The organism is Micromonospora sp. CA-248260 (assembly GCF_050942205.1).
In the GTDB taxonomy this organism is placed as follows: Bacteria; Actinomycetota; Actinomycetes; order Mycobacteriales; family Micromonosporaceae; genus Micromonospora; species Micromonospora antibiotica.
On the sequence record NZ_CP192021.1, the window covers coordinates 3,578,314 to 3,595,345 of the forward strand.

Sequence of the window (17,032 nt, forward strand, 5' to 3'; positions counted from 1 at the left end):
CGGCGCGGGGGAAAACACGTGACGGCAACGAAGATTTCTCATTTACCCCGTTACGGGGGGTCAACCCTCCTAGTGTTGGCCACACCGGTGAGTTACGGAGTTGGCCACCCGAACGACGTCCCACGCAGACAGCGGACGAAAAGTGAGGGAAGACGCGTATGAAGGCACAGAAGGTTCTCGTAACGACGGCGCTCGGCGTGGGACTCGGCACGCTCCTGCTCCCGACGGCAGCGCTCGCGGACACCACGGTGTCGCCGGCCAGCACCCCGGTCGGCGGAACGGTCGTGCTCACCGCGACGACCTGCAACCCGAAGTCCGGTGACGTGCTCTTCCACGTCACCGGCCCGGACCGGGACCAGAACGTCCGCTCCACCACCGCCGCCGCCGGCGGTGGGCTGAGCGCCGAACTCTTCACCGCCGGTTTCACGCTGGGCACCTACACCGTCGCCGCCACCTGCGGTGACGGCAGCGCCGCCGGCAGCGCCACCTTCGCCGTCACACCGATCGGCGGGGCACCCGCCGGCGGTGGCGGCGGCACCGGCAACACCGGCCTGCTGGCCGCCGGTGGCGCGCTCGCCGGGGCCGCCGCGCTCGGCACCACCGTGCTGCTGCGCCGCCGACGCCGGGCGGCGGCCACCGTCGGCTGACGGCCGGCGGCGACCCCGGCGCGACCGACGCCGGGTCGCCTGACGGCGAGCCACACACCATCCCTGGGACGGGTGCCCGCACCGGCGCGAACCGGCGCGGGCACCCCGACCACGTCGGACGTCGGGGAGGACGGGCGATGGGCGTACGCGAATGGACGGTCCGGACCCGCACCGCCGTCACGGCGGTCACGGTCAGCGGTGCCGCCGGGATCGCCCTGCTCGCCGCCGGGCTGACCATCGGACCGGTCGGGCCACCCCAGCCGAGCATCGACGTCAGCGGCGGCAACAGCAGCCGCTCCCCGATCCCGGCCCTGCCCCGCTCCACCCCGGTCCGCATCGACATCGCCGCCATCGGCGTCCACGCCGACCTGGTGCCGGTGGCGGGCGATCCGAACGGCACCCTGGAGGTGCCCCCACTGGACAGTCCCGCCGTCGCCGGCTGGTACCGGCCGGGGGCCAGCCCCGGCGAAGCGGGCAACGCCGTCGTCGTCGGGCACGTCGACACCCGCGACGGGCCGGCGGTCTTCTTCGACCTCGGGCGGCTGCGCCCCGGCGACACCGTCCGGGTGACCCGCGCCGACGGGCGGACCGTCACCTTCGCCGTCGACGGGGTCGGGACGTACCCGAAGCGGGGCTTCCCCACCGCGCTGGTCTACGGGCCGGGCGGACCTGGACCGGCGTTGCGCCTGGTCACCTGCGGGGGGCGGTTCGACGAACGGTCCCGCGACTACTCCGACAACATCGTCGTGCGGGCCACCGCCGTCGGCTGACCGTCACCCGGCCCCACCCCTGTCGCGCCGGCCTACTACGGTGGGCCGGCGGACGGGCGGCGAGGCGGAGGTACCCGGTGGAGCGGCGAGCGCTGACGACCCTGCTCGGTCCCCGACTGCACACCCTGGTCGGCCGGCTACGCCGACAGGCCGGGGAGACCACTACCGCCACCACCCGACGGGTCAACCCCGATGCCGTGGTCGACTGCGCGGTCTACGTCAACGGCCGCCGGGAGACCGGCCGGCCACACTACGCCGACGCGTACGCCCGGGCCCGGCGCAGCCGCAACGCGTTCGTCTGGCTGGGGCTGCACGACCCGGGCGCGGCGGTGCTCGCCGCCGTCGGGCAGGTCTTCGGTCTCGACGAGCTGACTGTCGCGCAGGCCCTCGCCGACGGGCACCGGCCCACCGTGCAGCGGCACGGCCCGGTCACCCTGCTGGTGCTGCGCACCGCCGCCTACGTCGCCCAGGGCGAGCTGACCGCGACCTCCGAGGTGGTGGACACCGGTGACGTGATGGTGCTGCTCGGCGACCGGTTCGTGGTCACCGTCCGGCACGGCGCCTCCGGCGCCCTCGCGCCGGTCCGCCAGGCGATCCAGGGCCGCCCGTCGCTGCTCGCCGAGGGCCCGTGGGCGGTGGCGTACGCGGTGACCGCCCGGATGGTCGACCTCTACCTGGAGGTCGCCGCCCACCTCGAGCAGGACCTGGAACGGGTCGAGGAGAGCGTCTTCGCCCCGGAGCACAACGCCGACATTCAGCAGATCTACCAGCTCAAACGGGAGTTGGTGGAGTTCAAGCGGGCGGTGCTGCCGCTCCAGGAGCCGTTGCGCGCCCTGGTCTCCGGCCCGGACGACGGCCCGCCTGCGGGGCTGCGCCGCTGGTACGTCGACGTGGAGGGCCGGCTCACCCGGGCCGTCGACCGGATCACCTCCTACGACGAGCTGCTCAACTCGATCCTGCAGTCCCGGCTCACCCAGCTCGCGGTCGACCAGAACAACGACATGCGCAAGATCGCGGCGTGGGCGGCGATCGCCGCCACCCAGACCGCCGTGGCCGGCGTCTACGGGATGAACTTCGCCCGGATGCCCGAGCTGTCCTGGCGGTACGGCTACCCGGCCGCGTTGGCGTTGATGGCGACGGCGGCATTCACCCTGCACCGGATGTTCCGCCGATCCGGCTGGCTCTGATCCCGCCGGCCGGGGTCCGGCCGCGTCGACAGCCGGACCGCCGGCAGCCCGGCACGGCACGCCCGGCTGGGACCGATGAGGGGTCCGGGCACCCGCCGCCGTGCCCGTCCGGCACCCGCCTCGTGCCGGTACCGCAGTTTCCGCGCGGGATGGCGGGTTCGCCCTGCGCGGGGTCGGGCGGTGGCGGTCACCGGGCGGCGGATGGGACCGGGTGGGTGCTTACGCCGGTGGAGGTGGTTTCGGGCGTGGTGTCCGGTTCCGCGGCGGCGCGGTCGTCCGGTGATCGGCGGGCCGTCCCCGGTGGGTGCGGTGTCCCGTGGCCGGGGCCACCCGCACGGCGGAATCGTCGCCGGGGCCGGGGCGTTGTACCTGGCATACCACCGCCACTCCCCCACCCCCCGGGGGACGGCCCCGGAACCCCGACCGCGGAATGCGGTCGCCACCGGGTCGGTTACACCTCCCTGGACGCCCGAGCAGGTCCCCCCCGACCGCCAGGCGATCCCCTGAACTTCCGGCCACGCCCCACCCCCTGAGGGCGTCCGCCACACCCCCGAATGCAGAGGAGCACGCGACCATGCGTACCGATCTGATCCGCAAGACCGCCCTGACCGCCGCCGGCCTCGCCTTCACCACCGGCGCCATCGCCGGCCCACTGACCACCGCCCACGCCGCCGACGCCCGAACCCCCACCACGGCGCAGACCGAACGCCGACCCGCCGGCGAGCGTGAACTGACGATGAACTACCAGCCCCAGCCCAACTTCTACTACTGCGGCCCCGCCGCCACCCGCAACGCCCTGTCCGTCCAGGGCAAGAACATCGACGTCGACGCCATGGCCAAGGAAATGCGCACCACCGAAAACGGCACCGACAGCATCAACGACATCACCCCCGTACTCAACAAGCAGACCGGCCGCAAAGCCTACGAAAGCACCGAAATCCGCACCACCAAGGCCGACGACAAGCAGACCAACGAACTCCGCACCGACATCGTCCGCACCATCGACGACGGCCGCGCCGTAGTCGCCAACATCGCCGGCACCGCCACCGACACCGACGGCACCACCCACGCCTTCGAAGGCGGCCACTACATCAGCGTCATCGGCTACCGCGACGCCGGCAAGACCGTCACCATCGGCGACTCCGCCAACCCGAACACCGCGTCCTACCGGATGAGCGTCGACAACCTCGCCGACTGGATCGCCACCCGCGGCTACACCTCCTGACCCCGAACACCGACACGGGCCGCCCCCACCCAGGGGGCGGCCCGATCGTCGGTCACGGGGCGTGCGGCAGGATGGGCGTCATGGCCAAAGACGCATCCCGGCGGTCCTGCCCCTGCGGCACCGGGCTGCCGTACGACGACTGCTGCGGGCCGCTGCACCGGGGCGAGGGTACGGCCCCGACGGCGGAGGCGTTGATGCGGTCCAGGTTCAGCGCCTTCGCCGTCGGCGACCCCGCCTACCTGTTGCGCAGTTGGCACTCCCGCACCCGGCCGGGCGGGCTACGACTCGATCCCGCCCAGCGGTGGACCCGGTTGGAGATCGTGGAACGCACGCGCGGCGGCCTGCTCGACAGCACCGGCACTGTGGCGTTCCGCGCCCACTACCGCGACGCCGGGCAGCCGGGCACCGTGGACGAGCACAGCCGGTTCGTCCGGGAGGACGGCAACTGGGTCTACCTCGACGCGCTGCCGGGCTGATCCCGGCGACGCCGATCGCTCCCGGGCCCGGGAGCCCCGGCGGCGGGCGTCGGCCCCTCGGCAACGGCGCACGTCCGCCGCCGCCCGCTCACCGCCCCGGTGCCGGCTCACGAAACCACCTCCCCCGGCGGGCGGGGCCGCGGCACCGCACCGGACCGCCCCGACACCAGCAACGCGGCGGCGACCAGCAGGTAGGGCCCGGCCGCCGCCGCGAACGCCATCGCGTGCCCGCCCGTCGTGGCGACCAGCGCGTAACCGCCGTAGGCGACGATCATCGCCAGGTCGGTGCCCATCCCGGCGAGCGAGGTAACCGTCGCCCGCCCCGGGCCGGTGATCCGGGCCTGCAACCGGGCGTCGGCGAGCACCGTGGCCAGTTGCAGGGCGCAGAACGCCACGCCGAGCAGCACGAAGCCGCCCGGATGTCGTACGACGGCCCCGCCGGCCAGCGCGACCGCGGCCAGGGCGAGCAGCGCCGCGTACCCCCGGGTGGACAGGCGCTCCACCGTCGGGGCGAGCAGGCCGCCGACGGTCATCCCGAGCCAGACCGGCAGGAGCAGCAGTGGCACCGTGGACGTCGGGACACCGGTGTCCCGGGCCAGCAGCGGGGTGTACTCGTCGAGGATGCCCCAGAGTGCCGTCACCGCCGGGACGAGCAGCACGGCGGCACGTACCCGCCGGTCGGCGCGTGCCTCGGCGAGACCGGTGCGCAGGCTCGCCCACCAGCCCACTTCGGCCTCCGCGCCGTCCGGTGGCCCGGGGACCGGCACGGTCGACGAGCCGGCGGCCGGCGCGGCGGGACGGTGTTCCGGGAACCGGGTGGCCACGGTGGCGGCCAGCACACCGGACAGCACGCTCGCCGCGCCGACCACCGGCCACCCACCGACGGCGAGGACCGGGCCGGCCAGACCGAGCGAGGCGAGCACGCCGAGCACCCCGGCGGTCCGGGCCCGGCCCATCGTGCGGGCGTACCGTCCGGCAGCGCCGAGCCGGTCGAGTTCGGTGTAGACCAACGCCTCGAGGGCGCCGGAGCCGAACGCGCCGGCGGCACCCCAGAGCACGAAGCCGAGCGCGAACGCCCACCACGACGGCACCAGCACCCACAACGTGAAGCAGGCCCCGGTGAGCAGCGGCGCGAGGCAGAGCAGCAGGCGGCGGGAGACGGTGTCGGCCCAGGCCCCGGACGGGACCTCCAGCAGGACAGCCGTCATCGACCAGAGCACGAACAGCCCGGAGATCTGCCCGACGGTGAGGCCGGTGTCGCTGAACAGCAGGACGTACACCGGATAGAGCAGGACAAGGTCGTCGAGGAACAGGTAGCAGTAGAGCGTGGTCGACAGTCGGCGGACACGGGTGTCGGGCACCCGTGTGCAGGTGAGGGTCATCAGGGCCTTTCCACGGGACGGAACGGACGCGGGAGGTACGGCGTCCGCGGCGGCCCGCGGCTTCGGCCTTCAGGGCCGGATCAACATCGCCAGGTCATCCGCCGATGCTAGCCCGTCGCGGCCCTGGGGTGCGGCCCTGCGGGGTGCACACGGCGGCGGGGCGGGACCCTGGTCCGGTCCCGCCCCGCCGCCTGCGCTGTTCAGCCTCGGGGCGTGCCCGGGTCCAGCGGGGGAATGACCATGGTGGCCTCACTGTCGGTGGTGGAGCCGTCCACCGGCCCGGCCTGGCGCGGCACCGCGACGCCTGACGTGTCGGTGACGTCCCGGTCCGCGCCCGGCGCTGCCGGTGGGGTCGGTTCCGGGTCGGCAGGACGGGACACGACCTGGGTCTGCTCCGCCTCGTCGGACCGTGGCAGGACCTGGGTCGCCTCGGCGTCGTCGGGGCGGGTCACCACCTGGGTGCGCTCGGCGTCGTCGTCCAGCGACGTCGGTGGGGTGGGTGTGGCGGCGGTGGGCACCGGCGGGGTGCGCTCGGCCTGCGCGTACGGGCCCAACCGGGCAGCGACGTCCTGCCGGCCCGCCTGGTAGGCACGGGCGTGGGTGGCGATGGTGCGGGACTCCTGCTCGGCACGGGTCAGCCAGGACTCCCAGCGGGCCTGCATGGGACGGATCAGTCCGCCGCCGACCCCGACGACGAGGATTCCGCCGACGGTGGCGAGGACGGCGATCAGCACCGGCGTGGTGACCGCGGTGGCGACACCGATCTGGTTGAGGGCGGCGATCACCCCGAGCCCGAGGATGAACACCGAGGCGATGTTGGCCAGCACCCGGCCGTAGGACAGGCCGCCGAGCGCGCTGCTGATGATGTCCTTGACCGCGTTGGCGATCGCGGCGGCGACCACCACGATGACGATGGCGACGAACGCCCGGGGCAGCCAGGCGATCACCCCGGCGATCAGGTCGGAGATCGGGTTGGGCCCCCAGATGCCGAAGGCGAGTTGGAGGGTCACCAGCAGCACCCCGTAGTAGGCGAGCTTGGCGACGATGTCGCTGGCGTCGTAGCGGGAGCGGGCCAGGGCGGTCTTGATGCCGCCACGCTCGACGGCCCGGTCGAAGTGCACCCGCTCCAGCACCTTGTCGACGATCCTGCGGACGGCCTTCGCGATCAGCCAGCCGGCCACCAGGATCGCCACGAAGGCGACCGCCTTGGGCAGGAACAGCAGCACCGCGCGGAGGGCGTCACCCGCCGCGTCGCCGAAGTTGTCTGTCATCCGTGGTCCTCCACCGTCAGCTCGGTCGACCCCCGAAGCTACCCCCGGCCGGTGCGCCGGAAACTCCGGTCGGACCGGACGGTCAGCCCGACGTGCAGGTGGGCAGCAGTGACACCACCACCGGGCCGGTGGGGGCGGAGGCGTTGCCGGCGTCGTCGACGGCGATCACCTGGACCGGGATCCTGGTGGTCGCCGGGGGCGTCGGCAGGTCGCCGAGGGTGCCCGCGAAGGTGTCCGGGCCGGTCTGGGTCATGGCGACCGTGCGGGTGGCCCCGTCGAGGGTGTAGCGCAACGACACCCGCAGCAGGTCGCCGGCAGCCCCGTCGTCGAGGACCCGGGCGGTGACCGTGGTCGAGGTGGCCACGTCGGGGCAGCCCTTCGGCTCCACCGTGGCCGGGCTGGCGTCCACGGCCGACACCGTCGGCGGGAACACGTCGGGGGGCAGCAGCGGGCTGATCGGCGTGGCCGGTGGTGTGGGACTCGGGGTGCGTACCCGGGTGGTGGCGGTGGCCGACCGGGCCGGGCTGGTGGGCGGTGGGTCCGTCGTGGTCGCCGCCGGGGTGGGGCTGCGGCTCGGCTCCGGCGGCACGACGCTGATGGCCGGGGCGGCGGCGAGCGGCGCGGGGCTGCGGGTGGTGGCGGCGGTCGCTCCCGGCCCGACGGCACCGTCGGCGAGGGTGAACGCCCCGGGCCCGCGGGCGACGTAGCCCAGCCCGACGACGCCGACCAGCAGTGCCGCGGTCAGCCCGACACCGACCAGGGCGTTGCGGGTGCCGCCGCGCCGGGGGCCCGGGTGGGGCCCGGCGGGGTCGACGGCGGCCGGGTCGACGTGCCCGGGGGCACCCTCGGGGAAGGGGAGGCAGGCGGCGAGCAGCGCGACCCGTTGGGCCAGCTGACGCCGCCCCCGTTCCTCCCACTCCCCGCCGTACGAGCGGGCGGCGGTGTGTTCCAGCTCGGTGAGGAAGATCTCGGCGGGCTGGGTCCGGTCGGCGGGGCACCAGGCCAGGCCGTGGCGGAGCAGGTCGTGCACCGGGGCGGGGGTCGGGGTGCCGGGGATCGGGGTGGCGCTGTGCTGCGCGCGCAGGGTGGCCAGGTCCCGTCCGTCGTAGGGAGGTCGGCCGGTGAGGCACTCGAAGAAGGTCGCGGTGGCGGCGTAGATGTCACCGGCCGGCTCGGCGGGGGCCCCGGTCCACTGCTCGGGGGCCTGGTAGTGCCGGTTGCCGGTGGGCGGGGTGATGCCGACGTCGGTAAGCGTGGGCCACCCGTCGCGGGTGACGAGCACGTTGTCGGGGCGGTGGTCACCGTGCACCACACCGCGGGCGTGTACGGCGGCGAGCCCGGCGAGGGAGCCCTTGAGGACGCAGAGCGCGGCCTCCGGACCGATGGGGCCGCGCGTGCGCAGCAGCTGACGCAGCGGCACGCCGTTGACCAGCTCCACCACGATCGCCGCGGCGGCGTGCGTCTCGGCGTACTCGAAGAGGCGGCAGACGTGCGGGTCGTCCACCTCGACCAGCAGTCGCGCCTGCTCCCGGAAGGCCATCCGGAAGGCGGGATCGTCGCCGAGGGACGGCGGGAGGTAGCGGATGGCGACCGGGGTGCCAGTGGCGTCGTGGGTGGCGAGCAGCACCCGGCCGGACGTGCCCGCGCCGAGCTGCCGTACCGGGGTGTAGCCGGACAACCGCCAGTCGCCGGTCACCCGCCGGCCTTTCCGGTCCGCCGGGACTGGTCACAGGTCAGGGCCACACTGATCATTCTCACCCGGGGCGAGCTGCGGTGAATCGGCGCAACGGGTGTTTTCTCGCGTCCGGACGTCTGTCCCCGGAGATTAGTTCCGGTCACCCTGGTGCCGGCGGCGGTCGTCAGGCGGGGTGACCGGGCCGCCGTCGGTGGGGCCGGCGGGGACCAGGTCGGGGGCGACGTCGGCGATCCGCTGCCGCATCGACCGCTGCCGCAGCGCCGCCAGCGCCTCGTCGACGAGCCGGCTCAGCGGGTACGCCAGCTCCGCCTCAAACCGGCGGGCGGCGGTGGCGGTGGCCGCGTACTCGGCGTGCAGGACGGGCAGCAGTTCCCGGGCCCGGTCGGTGGGGGTGACGACGCGTTGCCGGGCGTCGGTGCCGGGAGCGAGGGTGACCAGCCCGTCGGCCGTCATCCGGGCGACGGTCTGGCTGGCGGCGGAGTGGGTCACCCCGGTCGTCTCGGCCAGGGTACGGATCGATGCCGACCCGAGCCGGTCCAGCGCGATCAGCACCGGGGTGTAGCGGGGTCGGAAGCCGGTCAGTCCGAGGTCGGCATAGACGGCGGCGACGTCGCCGTCGAGCAGCTCCAGCAGGTGGCGCAGCCGGGTGCCGAGCAGTGCGGGGTCGGACGGTTCGTCAGCCATGCCGTAATGTAACAGCGCTGTTGTATCTCACGCCCCGGGGAGGCCCACCGATGGACGAGCGGTACCCGCCGATCGAGCCGTACGACCACGGAATGCTCGACGTCGGCGACGGCAACCGGGTCTACTGGGAGGTGTGCGGCAACCCGACCGGCCGGCCCGCGCTGGTCGTCCACGGTGGACCGGGCTCCGGCTGCGGCCCGTTGGCCCGGCGCTACTTCGACCCGGACCGCTACCGGGTGATCCTTTTCGACCAGCGCAACTGCGGGCGCAGCACCCCGCACGCCGGTGACCCGACCACCGATCTGCGGCACAACACCACCGCGCACCTGATCGCCGACATGGAGCGGCTCCGCGCGCACCTGGGCGTCGACCGGTGGCTGCTCTACGGCGGCTCGTGGGGCTCGACGCTGCTACTGGCGTACGCGCAGCGGCACCCGGAACGGGTGTCGGCGATCGTCATCGCCGCCGTCACCACCACCCGCCGGTCGGAGATCGACTGGCTCTACCGGGGCGTCGGGCGGTACTTCCCCCGCGAGTGGGAACGGTTCCTCGCCGGCGGTGGCGTCGGCCCGGACGACGACGTGGTCGGCGCGTACGCCCGACTGGTGGAGGACCCGGACCCGGCGGTACGGGAGCGGGCGGTACGGGACTGGTGCGCCTGGGAGGACGCGGTGGTCTCCGCCGAGGGGGTGGGCAACCCGTACGGTGACCGCCCGTCGGCGGACCGGACCGCGATGGTGCGGATCTGCGCGCGCTACTTCTCCCAGGGGGCCTGGCTGGCCGAGGGTGAGCTGATCCGGCAGGCCGGCCGGCTCGCCGGCATCCCGGGGGTGCTGATCCACGGCCGGGTCGACCTGGGCGGCCCGCTGGCCACGGCCTGGGCGCTGCACCGGGCCTGGCCGGGTTCGCAGTTGCAGGTGGTCGAGGGGGCGGGACACTTCGGCACGGTGGCGACCCGACGACACCTGCTGGCCGCGCTCGACCGGTGCGCCGCCGCCGACTGAGCAGCCGACTCGGGACCACCGCACTGACGGCAGGAATTCGGACAGTTCCGCCCGGCACGCCTTGAAGACGGGCAGAATCGATCGATGGCGCCCTCTAGCGCCGACCGCCGTCCTGGCAATATCCTCCACTTCATGCTTGCTCAACGGAGCTAGTTTTCACATTCGGCGTCAGCGCCGCCGGCCGCCGAGGAGATGCCATGTCCGACGTACGCCCCGCACTCGACCGACGTACCCTGCTGCGGGCCGGCCTCGGCGCGGCCACCGTCGCGGTCGTCGGGTCCGAACTGGCCCTGCCGGGTGCGGCCCGGGCAACCCCCGGCACGGACCTGGACTGGATCATCGGCTGCGACGAGTGGGACGCCCGGCCGCCGGCCGACCCGCTGTCGGTCAGCACGATCCCGACCAACAAGATCATCGTGCACCACATGGCCTTCCCGAACGTCACCGACCACTCCCGGGAACAGGCGGTCAAGCTGGCCCACGATTGCCAGGACCTGCACATGGACGGCAACGGCTGGTCCGACACCGGCCAGCACTTCACCGTCAGCCGGGGCGGGTACGTCCTGGAGGGACGGCACGGCAGCCTGGACCGACTGCGGGCCGGCGACCGGCAGATGATCTCGGCGCACTGCCCCGGCGAGAACGGTCGGGCCATCGGCATCGAGAACGAGGGCACCTACGTCACCGACACCCCGCCACCGGACCTGCTCGACTCGCTGGTCCGGCTCTGCACCACCATCTGCCGGCAGTACGGGCTGCACGCCCACGACATCTTCGGCCACTGGGACTTCCGCACCACGCTCTGCCCCGGCGCGCAGTTCTACCGCCTCTTCCCCGGCGTCCGCCGGCAGGTCTTCCGCCGGCTCGGCACCCGCCTGGCCGAGGTGCCGGCCCGCCGCTGGCCGGACCTGTGGCGCTTCGTCAACTCCCCCACCGTCCAGGTCGCCCAGTACCTGCTGGCCTACCGGGGCTACCCGGTCACCCCGAGCGGCACGTTCGACGCCGCCACCGTCGCCGCGGTCGCCGACTGGCAGGCCCGCAACGGCATCCCGGTCGACGTCGACGCCACCCTGACCGCCCCCACCTGGGAGACCCTCGCGCCCGCACTGGACCGCGACGCCACCGGCCTGCCCGTGCAGGCGGTGCAGTTCATCCTGAACTGGAAGGGATACGCCGAGGTCACCGTCACCGGCGGGTTCGACCCCGCCACCCGCAGGGCCGTCCAGGACCTCCAGGGTCTGCACGGGCTGCCCCGCACCGGCCGGGTCTCCACCGACACCTGGTGCGCCCTGGTCGGCGGCATCGTGCGGCAGTCGTTGCGCCACCACTGACCGCGCCACGCGGGTGGGCGGTTTGGGCGGCGGCGGCAACGGGGAGTGTGGCCGGCATGACGTGGGCCCGCCGCACCGTACCCGTGATCGCCGCCGCCGTCGCCGGCCTGGCCGCCCGCGACGTCCTGCAACGTGACCATGCGCTGCTGCGCAACTTCCCGCTGGTCGGGCGGGCCCGCTACCTGCTGGAGGCGATCGGGCCGGAGCTGCGGCAGTACATCGTCGCCGGCAACGACGAGGAACGGCCGTTCACCCGGGACCAGCGCCGCTGGATCTACGCCTCGGCCAAGCAGGAGAACAACTACTTCGGCTTCGGCACCGACAACGACATCGAACGCAGCCCCGGCTACCCGATCATCAAGCACCGCACGTTCGCCCGGACCGTCCCGTCGTCGGTGCCGACCAGCGGGCACGACGTACGGCTGCCGGCGGCCAAGGTGCTCGGCGGGCCACGCGGGCGGGCGAAGGCGTTCCGCCCCGGGTCGGTGGTCAACATCTCCGGGATGAGCTTCGGGTCGCTGTCCGGCAACGCGGTGTCCGCCCTCAACCAGGGGGCGGCGCTGGCCGGCTGCCTGCAGAACACCGGCGAGGGTGGGCTGTCGCCGTACCATCGCCACGGCGGTGAGCTGGTCTTCCAGCTCGGTACGGCGTACTTCGGCTGCCGGGACGCCCGGGGCCGGTTCGACCTCGCCCGGCTGCGGGACCTGGTCGCCGGGGCGCCGGTGCGGGCCCTGGAGATCAAGCTCAGTCAGGGCGCGAAGCCCAGCCTGGGCGGGCTGCTGCCCGGGGCGAAGGTGTCCGCCGAGATCGCCGCCACCCGGGGGATCACCCCCGGGGAGGACTGCGTGAGCCCGTCGCGGCACGCCGAGTTCTCCGACTGCGACAGCCTGCTGGACTGGGTGGAGCTGCTGGCCGCCGAGACCGGGCTGCCGGTCGGCATCAAGTCCGCCGTCGGTGACCTGGGGTTCTGGGAGGAACTGACCACGCTGATGCGCGACACCGGCCGGGGCGTCGACTTCGTCACCGTCGACGGCGGCGAGGGCGGCACCGGCGCCGCACCCCTGATCTTCACCGACTCGGTGTCGCTGCCGTTCCAGCAGGGCTTCGCCCGGGTCTACCGGACCTTCGCCGAGCGGGGGCTGCACGAGCAGACCGTCTTCGTCGGCGCGGGCAAACTGGGCCTGCCGGACAACGCCGTGGTGGCGTTCGCCCTCGGCTGCGACCTGGTCAATGTCGGCCGGGAGGCGATGCTGGCGATCGGCTGCATCCAGGCGCAGAAGTGCCACACCGACTCCTGCCCCACCGGCGTCGCCACCCAGAACCCCTGGCTGGCCCGGGGCCTGGACCCGGCCCGCAAGTCGGTGCGGGCGGCGAACTACATCGGCACCCTGCGCCGGGACCTGGTGAAGGTGGCCGAGGCGTGCGGGGTCGAGCATCCGGGGCTGATCGACACCGACGCCGTCGAGATCCTCGACGGCCGGACCTCGGCCCGCCCCCTGCGGGAGGTCTACGGCTACCAGCCGCAGTGGGGGTTGCCGTCGGCGGCGGACCGGGCGGAGATCGCCCGGCTGATGGCCGGCGAGGCGCCGCAGGGCGGCAGCGCCGTCCCGTCGGCCACCGCCCAGGGCTGATCCGAGCCCGGCAGCCGGTGACCGTTCGGTCTCTTCGGGGACACCGTTCCGGCAGCTCAGTGCGCCCCGGTCGAACACCTGTGCGAACATGGGGCGGTGCCGACCGGAGCCAGCATCCTGCACGCCGACCTGGACGCGTTCTACGCCTCGGTCGAGCAGCGGGACGACCCGCGCCTGCGCGGCCGACCGGTGATCGTCGGCGGCGGGGTGGTCCTCGCGGCCAGCTACGAGGCGAAGGCGTACGGCGTGCAGAGCGCGATGGGCGGGCGGCAGGCCCGGCGGCTCTGCCCCGAGGCGATCGTGGTGCCGCCGAGGATGGCCGCGTACACGGCGGCGAGCCGGGCGGTGTTCGCCATCTTCCGGGACACCACCCCCTGGGTGGAGGGGCTCTCCATCGACGAGGCGTTCCTCGACGTGGGGGGCCTGCGCCGGCTCTCCGGCTCGCCGGTGCAGATCGCGACCCGGCTGCGGCGGATGGTCGGCGAGCAGGTCGGGCTGCCGATCACCGTCGGGGTGGCCCGGACGAAATTCCTCGCCAAGGTCGCCAGCGGGGTGGCCAAACCCGATGGCCTGCTGGAGGTCCCGCCCGACGGCGAGCTGGCGTTCCTGCACCCGCTGCCGGTGGAACGGCTCTGGGGCGTCGGCCCGGTCACCGCGGCGAAGCTGCGCGCCCGGGGCATCCACACGGTCGGCCAGGTGGCCCGCCTCGACGTGCCGACCCTCGAGTCGCTGCTCGGCGCGGGCGCCGGCGGACATCTGCACGCGCTGGCCCACCACCGCGACCCCCGACCGGTGCAGGTGGGCCGCCGACGATCCTCGATGGGAGCCCAGCACGCCCTCGGGGCCGGCCCGCACTCCCCCGCCGACGTCGACGCCACCCTGTCCGGGCTGGTCGACCGGGTGGCCCGCCGGCTTCGGGCCGCCGGCCGGTCCGGCCGGACGGTGACCCTGCGGCTGCGGTTCGCCGACTACACCGCGGCCACCCGGTCGCGGACCCTGCGCCGGGCCACCGATCGGACGACACCGTTGCTGGCCGCCGCCCGGGCACTGCTGCGGGCGGCCCAGCCCGAGCTGGCCCGCCGCGGGATCACCCTGGTCGGGGTGGCGGTGGGCAACCTCGACGACGCCCCGGTCCAGCCGGAACTGCCGTTCACCCCCGACCGGGGGGTCGAGCTGGACAGCGCCGTCGACGCGGTCCGGGACCGGTTCGGCGCGGCGGCGCTGACCCGGGCCACCCTGCTCGGCCGTCGAGCCGGTCTGGAGATGCCCCGGTTGCCCGACTGATCCCCCGGGCACCACCTGCTGCCGGCCACCAGGGTGGCCTGACACCGGCGGGGGCCGGGCCACCCGGTGCCGGTCACCAGGCGCAGGGCGCGTAGTCCTTCAGGAAACAGCCGTACAGCTCCTCGCCCTGCTCGCCCCGGACGATCGGGTCGTACACCCGGGCCGCCCCGTCGACCAGGTCCAGCGGGGCGTGGAAACCCTCGTCGGCGAGGCGCATCTTCGTGGGGTGCGGGCGCTCGTCGGTGATCCAGCCGGTGTCGACGCTGGTCATCAGGATGCCGTCGGCGCGCATGTCCTCGGCGCTGGTGCGGGTGAGCATGTTCAGCGCCGCCTTGGCCATGTTGGTGTGCGGATGCCCCGCCCCCTTGTAGCCCCGGGCGAACTGCCCCTCCATCGCCGACACGTTCACCACGTACGCCCGCCCGGCCGGGGCGGCGGCCAGCGCCGGCCGGAGCCGACTGACCAGCACGAACGGGGCGGTCACGTTGCACAGCTGCACCTCGAGCAGCTCGACCGGGTCGACCTCGTGCACCCGCTGCACCCAGCTGTTGGTGTCGCCGAGGTCGGGGGCGAGCCCACCGGCGTCGATGGCGGTGGCGGCGGCGATCCGCTCCGGCGTGGCGGACCGGCCGGTCAGCGCCAGCGCGGTGAGGGCGTGCGGGGCGATGGCGGCGGCCGGCACGGTCCCGTCCGGCAACGCCAGGGTGACACCCCGACCACCGGTGAAGGTGAGCAGCTCCGGCAGCGGCCCCTCGGGCAGCGCCGCCGTCTCGGCGGCGACCAGGTGGGCGTACGCGCCGGGGGTGCGGCGTACCGTCTGGGCGGCGTTGTTGATCAGGATGTCCAGCGGACCCTGCGCGGCGACCGAGTCGGCCAGCGCCACCACCTGGGCGGGGTCCCGCAGGTCGATGCCGACGACCCGCAACCGGTGCAGCCAGTCGGCGCTGTCCGGCATGGCGGTGAACCGGCGGACCGCGTCGTGCGGGAACCGCGTGGTGATCGTGGTGTGCGCACCGTCACGCAGCAGCCGCAGGGCGATGTACATGCCGATCTTGGCGCGTCCCCCGGTGAGCAGCGCGCGCCGCCCGGTCAGGTCGCACCGCGCGTCCCGGCGCTCCCGGTTGAGGGTGGCGCAGTCGGGGCAGAGCTGGTGATAGAACGCGTCGACCTCGCGGTAGCGGGTCTTGCAGATGTAGCAGCCACGCGGATTGATCAGAGTGCCGGCGATGTCACCGGCGGTCGGCGAGGCGAGCGGGATGCCCTTGGTCTCGTCGTCGATCCGGCCCGGGGCACCCGTGGCGGTGGCGGCGGTGACCGCGCGGTCGTGGGCCAGGACGGTGTCCCGCCGCTCCTCGCGTCGCCGCTGCTTCACCATCTTGAACAGCCGGGCGGTGGCCCGCTGCACCCGTACCACGTCCGGGTGGTCGCTGGGCAGCGACTCCAACGCCGCAAAGACCCGCAGCGCGACCGCCAACTCGTCCTGGTCGACACCCGGGGTGCCGGCGTCGCGCCCCCGGCTGTCGACGTCGCCCGATTGTCCGACGTTGTCCACCGTCATGTCCGCTATCGTCCCGCCCTGCCATCCGGGGCCGACCGCCGGCCCGACCCGGGAACTCTACGCACCCGGGGCGGACCGGCGCGACGCCTGGTCACGGCGGCGGCGGTGAGCTGGGCCACCGCCGCCGCCCGGGGCGGCGGTGGCCCAGCCCGCTGTCAGGGCAGCTTGATGCTCTTGGTGTTCGGGAAGCTGTAGGGGCAGGACGCCGAGGACCCGGTGCCGACCACGACGTAGCCGGCCGGGATCGGCGACGCCGAGCAGATGGTGGTGATGCCCGTGGTGGACGGCTTGGTGATCGTCCAGGTGTTCGGGAAGCTGTACGGGCAGGACGCCGACGACCCTTCCGCGATGATCACGAACCCGGTCGGCAGGGTCGACGCCTTGCACATCACGCTCGCCGAGCCGGTGGGCGGGATCCGGATGGTCCAGGTGTTGGGGAAGCTGTACGGGCAGGACGCCGACGACCCCTCCGCGATGGCCACGTAACCGGTCGGCACGGCGGAGGCCTTGCACATCACGGTGGTCGAGGTGGTGGAGGGCGTGGTGATCGTCCAGGTGTTCGGGAAGCTGTACGGGCAGGACGCCGACGACCCTTCCGCGATGATCACGTAGCCGGCGGGTATCGGCGAGCTCTTGCAGATCGTGGTGGTCGCGGCGCTGGCCGGCGTCGCGACGGCGAGCGTGGCGGCGACCCCCGCGACCAGCACGGCGAGGAGGGCCAGGGCGGCACGCAGCGGGGTGGTGGTCCCCGGGCCCCGCCGCCGGCGCAGTGGGTTGATCCGCTCGGTCCAGTTCATGCAGAGGTCCCTTCGTTCAGGCGCGCGACTACCGAGGGCATCGTCGCCGGCACGCGCTGTGAGCATAATGGACGGTGCGACGCCAACGG

General features: G+C 74.0%; 15 protein-coding genes. 9 read left to right on the forward strand and 6 right to left on the reverse strand.

The window, feature by feature from the left end; genetic code table 11:
* Positions 1-158: 158 nt before the first annotated feature.
* From ACQP2H_RS15850 to ACQP2H_RS15870, 5 genes are all read left to right on the forward strand, one after another.
* The gene (locus tag ACQP2H_RS15850; RefSeq protein ID WP_219462122.1) at positions 159-647 is read left to right on the forward strand and encodes a hypothetical protein; all 489 of its coding nucleotides are present in this window, start codon (positions 159-161) and stop codon (positions 645-647) included.
* A gap of 137 nt (positions 648-784) precedes the next feature.
* A complete protein-coding gene (locus tag ACQP2H_RS15855; protein ID WP_219462124.1) occupies positions 785-1,417 on the forward strand; it encodes a class F sortase in 633 nt (210 codons plus the stop codon).
* Between the two features lie 77 nt (positions 1,418-1,494).
* Complete coding sequence (locus ACQP2H_RS15860) at positions 1,495-2,604, forward strand: magnesium and cobalt transport protein CorA (protein ID WP_357533370.1); 1,110 nt, start codon at positions 1,495-1,497, stop codon at positions 2,602-2,604.
* Positions 2,605-3,178: 574 nt separating this feature from the next.
* A complete protein-coding gene (locus ACQP2H_RS15865; RefSeq protein WP_219462126.1) occupies positions 3,179-3,829 on the forward strand; it encodes a C39 family peptidase in 651 nt (216 codons plus the stop codon).
* Positions 3,830-3,909: 80 nt separating this feature from the next.
* Complete coding sequence (locus ACQP2H_RS15870; protein ID WP_208570799.1) at positions 3,910-4,305, forward strand: YchJ family protein; 396 nt, start codon at positions 3,910-3,912, stop codon at positions 4,303-4,305.
* A 107-nt stretch (positions 4,306-4,412) separates the two neighbouring features.
* Here ACQP2H_RS15870 and ACQP2H_RS15875 read toward each other — a convergent pair whose 3' ends face one another.
* The 4 genes from ACQP2H_RS15875 to ACQP2H_RS15890 all read right to left on the reverse strand — a co-directional run bounded on the left by ACQP2H_RS15875 (position 4,413) and on the right by ACQP2H_RS15890 (position 9,338).
* Entirely contained in the window at positions 4,413-5,687 is a 1,275-nt protein-coding gene (locus ACQP2H_RS15875; protein WP_357538404.1) for an MFS transporter, read from the reverse strand.
* Between the two features lie 200 nt (positions 5,688-5,887).
* Entirely contained in the window at positions 5,888-6,958 is a 1,071-nt protein-coding gene (locus ACQP2H_RS15880; RefSeq protein ID WP_219462133.1) for a mechanosensitive ion channel family protein, read from the reverse strand.
* Between the two features lie 82 nt (positions 6,959-7,040).
* Entirely contained in the window at positions 7,041-8,654 is a 1,614-nt protein-coding gene (locus ACQP2H_RS15885) for a serine/threonine-protein kinase (RefSeq protein WP_433233351.1), read from the reverse strand.
* 129 nt (positions 8,655-8,783) lie between these two features.
* Positions 8,784-9,338 (reverse strand): MarR family winged helix-turn-helix transcriptional regulator, encoded by a 555-nt coding sequence (locus ACQP2H_RS15890; RefSeq protein WP_433233353.1) that lies wholly within the window; start codon positions 9,336-9,338, stop codon positions 8,784-8,786.
* Between the two features lie 50 nt (positions 9,339-9,388).
* On the opposite strand from ACQP2H_RS15890, the gene pip reads away from it, so the two are divergent.
* The 4 genes from pip (at position 9,389) to dinB (ending at position 14,588) form a co-directional block, all read left to right on the forward strand.
* Positions 9,389-10,342 carry a prolyl aminopeptidase gene (gene pip, locus ACQP2H_RS15895; protein ID WP_433233355.1) on the forward strand — a complete coding sequence of 318 codons (954 nt, stop codon included), beginning with the start codon at positions 9,389-9,391 and terminating at the stop codon, positions 10,340-10,342.
* Positions 10,343-10,539: 197 nt separating this feature from the next.
* A complete protein-coding gene (locus ACQP2H_RS15900; RefSeq protein WP_433233357.1) occupies positions 10,540-11,673 on the forward strand; it encodes a peptidoglycan recognition protein family protein in 1,134 nt (377 codons plus the stop codon).
* A gap of 56 nt (positions 11,674-11,729) precedes the next feature.
* Positions 11,730-13,304, forward strand: coding sequence for an FMN-binding glutamate synthase family protein (locus ACQP2H_RS15905; RefSeq protein WP_091240583.1), 1,575 nt, complete (start codon positions 11,730-11,732; stop codon positions 13,302-13,304).
* 96 nt (positions 13,305-13,400) lie between these two features.
* Entirely contained in the window at positions 13,401-14,588 is a 1,188-nt protein-coding gene (gene dinB / locus ACQP2H_RS15910; RefSeq protein WP_433233359.1) for a DNA polymerase IV, read from the forward strand.
* A gap of 73 nt (positions 14,589-14,661) precedes the next feature.
* Here the strand turns inward: dinB and ACQP2H_RS15915 are convergent, their stop codons facing one another.
* Together ACQP2H_RS15915 and ACQP2H_RS15920 are read right to left on the reverse strand one after the other, a co-directional pair.
* Positions 14,662-16,146 carry an SDR family NAD(P)-dependent oxidoreductase gene (locus ACQP2H_RS15915; protein ID WP_433233361.1) on the reverse strand — a complete coding sequence of 495 codons (1,485 nt, stop codon included), beginning with the start codon at positions 16,144-16,146 and terminating at the stop codon, positions 14,662-14,664.
* Between the two features lie 155 nt (positions 16,147-16,301).
* On the reverse strand, positions 16,302-16,943 hold the full coding sequence (locus tag ACQP2H_RS15920; RefSeq protein ID WP_363674079.1) for a hypothetical protein: 642 nt from the start codon (positions 16,941-16,943) through the stop codon (positions 16,302-16,304).
* Positions 16,944-17,032: the final 89 nt, after the last annotated feature.

Excerpts from the sequence above, each read along its gene's own strand:
- ACQP2H_RS15850 (WP_219462122.1), top strand. The coding sequence starts at position 159 with ATGAAGGCACAGAAGGTTCTCGTAACGACGGCGCTCGGCGTGGGACTC.
- ACQP2H_RS15855 (WP_219462124.1), top strand. The coding sequence starts at position 785 with ATGGGCGTACGCGAATGGACGGTCCGGACCCGCACCGCCGTCACGGCG.
- ACQP2H_RS15865 (WP_219462126.1), top strand. The coding sequence starts at position 3,179 with ATGCGTACCGATCTGATCCGCAAGACCGCCCTGACCGCCGCCGGCCTC.
- ACQP2H_RS15870 (WP_208570799.1), top strand. The coding sequence starts at position 3,910 with ATGGCCAAAGACGCATCCCGGCGGTCCTGCCCCTGCGGCACCGGGCTG.
- ACQP2H_RS15875 (WP_357538404.1), bottom strand. The coding sequence starts at position 5,687 with ATGACCCTCACCTGCACACGGGTGCCCGACACCCGTGTCCGCCGACTG.
- ACQP2H_RS15880 (WP_219462133.1), bottom strand. The coding sequence starts at position 6,958 with ATGACAGACAACTTCGGCGACGCGGCGGGTGACGCCCTCCGCGCGGTG.
- ACQP2H_RS15890 (WP_433233353.1), bottom strand. The coding sequence starts at position 9,338 with ATGGCTGACGAACCGTCCGACCCCGCACTGCTCGGCACCCGGCTGCGC.
- pip (WP_433233355.1), top strand. The coding sequence starts at position 9,389 with ATGGACGAGCGGTACCCGCCGATCGAGCCGTACGACCACGGAATGCTC.
- ACQP2H_RS15900 (WP_433233357.1), top strand. The coding sequence starts at position 10,540 with ATGTCCGACGTACGCCCCGCACTCGACCGACGTACCCTGCTGCGGGCC.
- ACQP2H_RS15905 (WP_091240583.1), top strand. The coding sequence starts at position 11,730 with ATGACGTGGGCCCGCCGCACCGTACCCGTGATCGCCGCCGCCGTCGCC.
- ACQP2H_RS15915 (WP_433233361.1), bottom strand. The coding sequence starts at position 16,146 with ATGACGGTGGACAACGTCGGACAATCGGGCGACGTCGACAGCCGGGGG.
- ACQP2H_RS15920 (WP_363674079.1), bottom strand. The coding sequence starts at position 16,943 with ATGAACTGGACCGAGCGGATCAACCCACTGCGCCGGCGGCGGGGCCCG.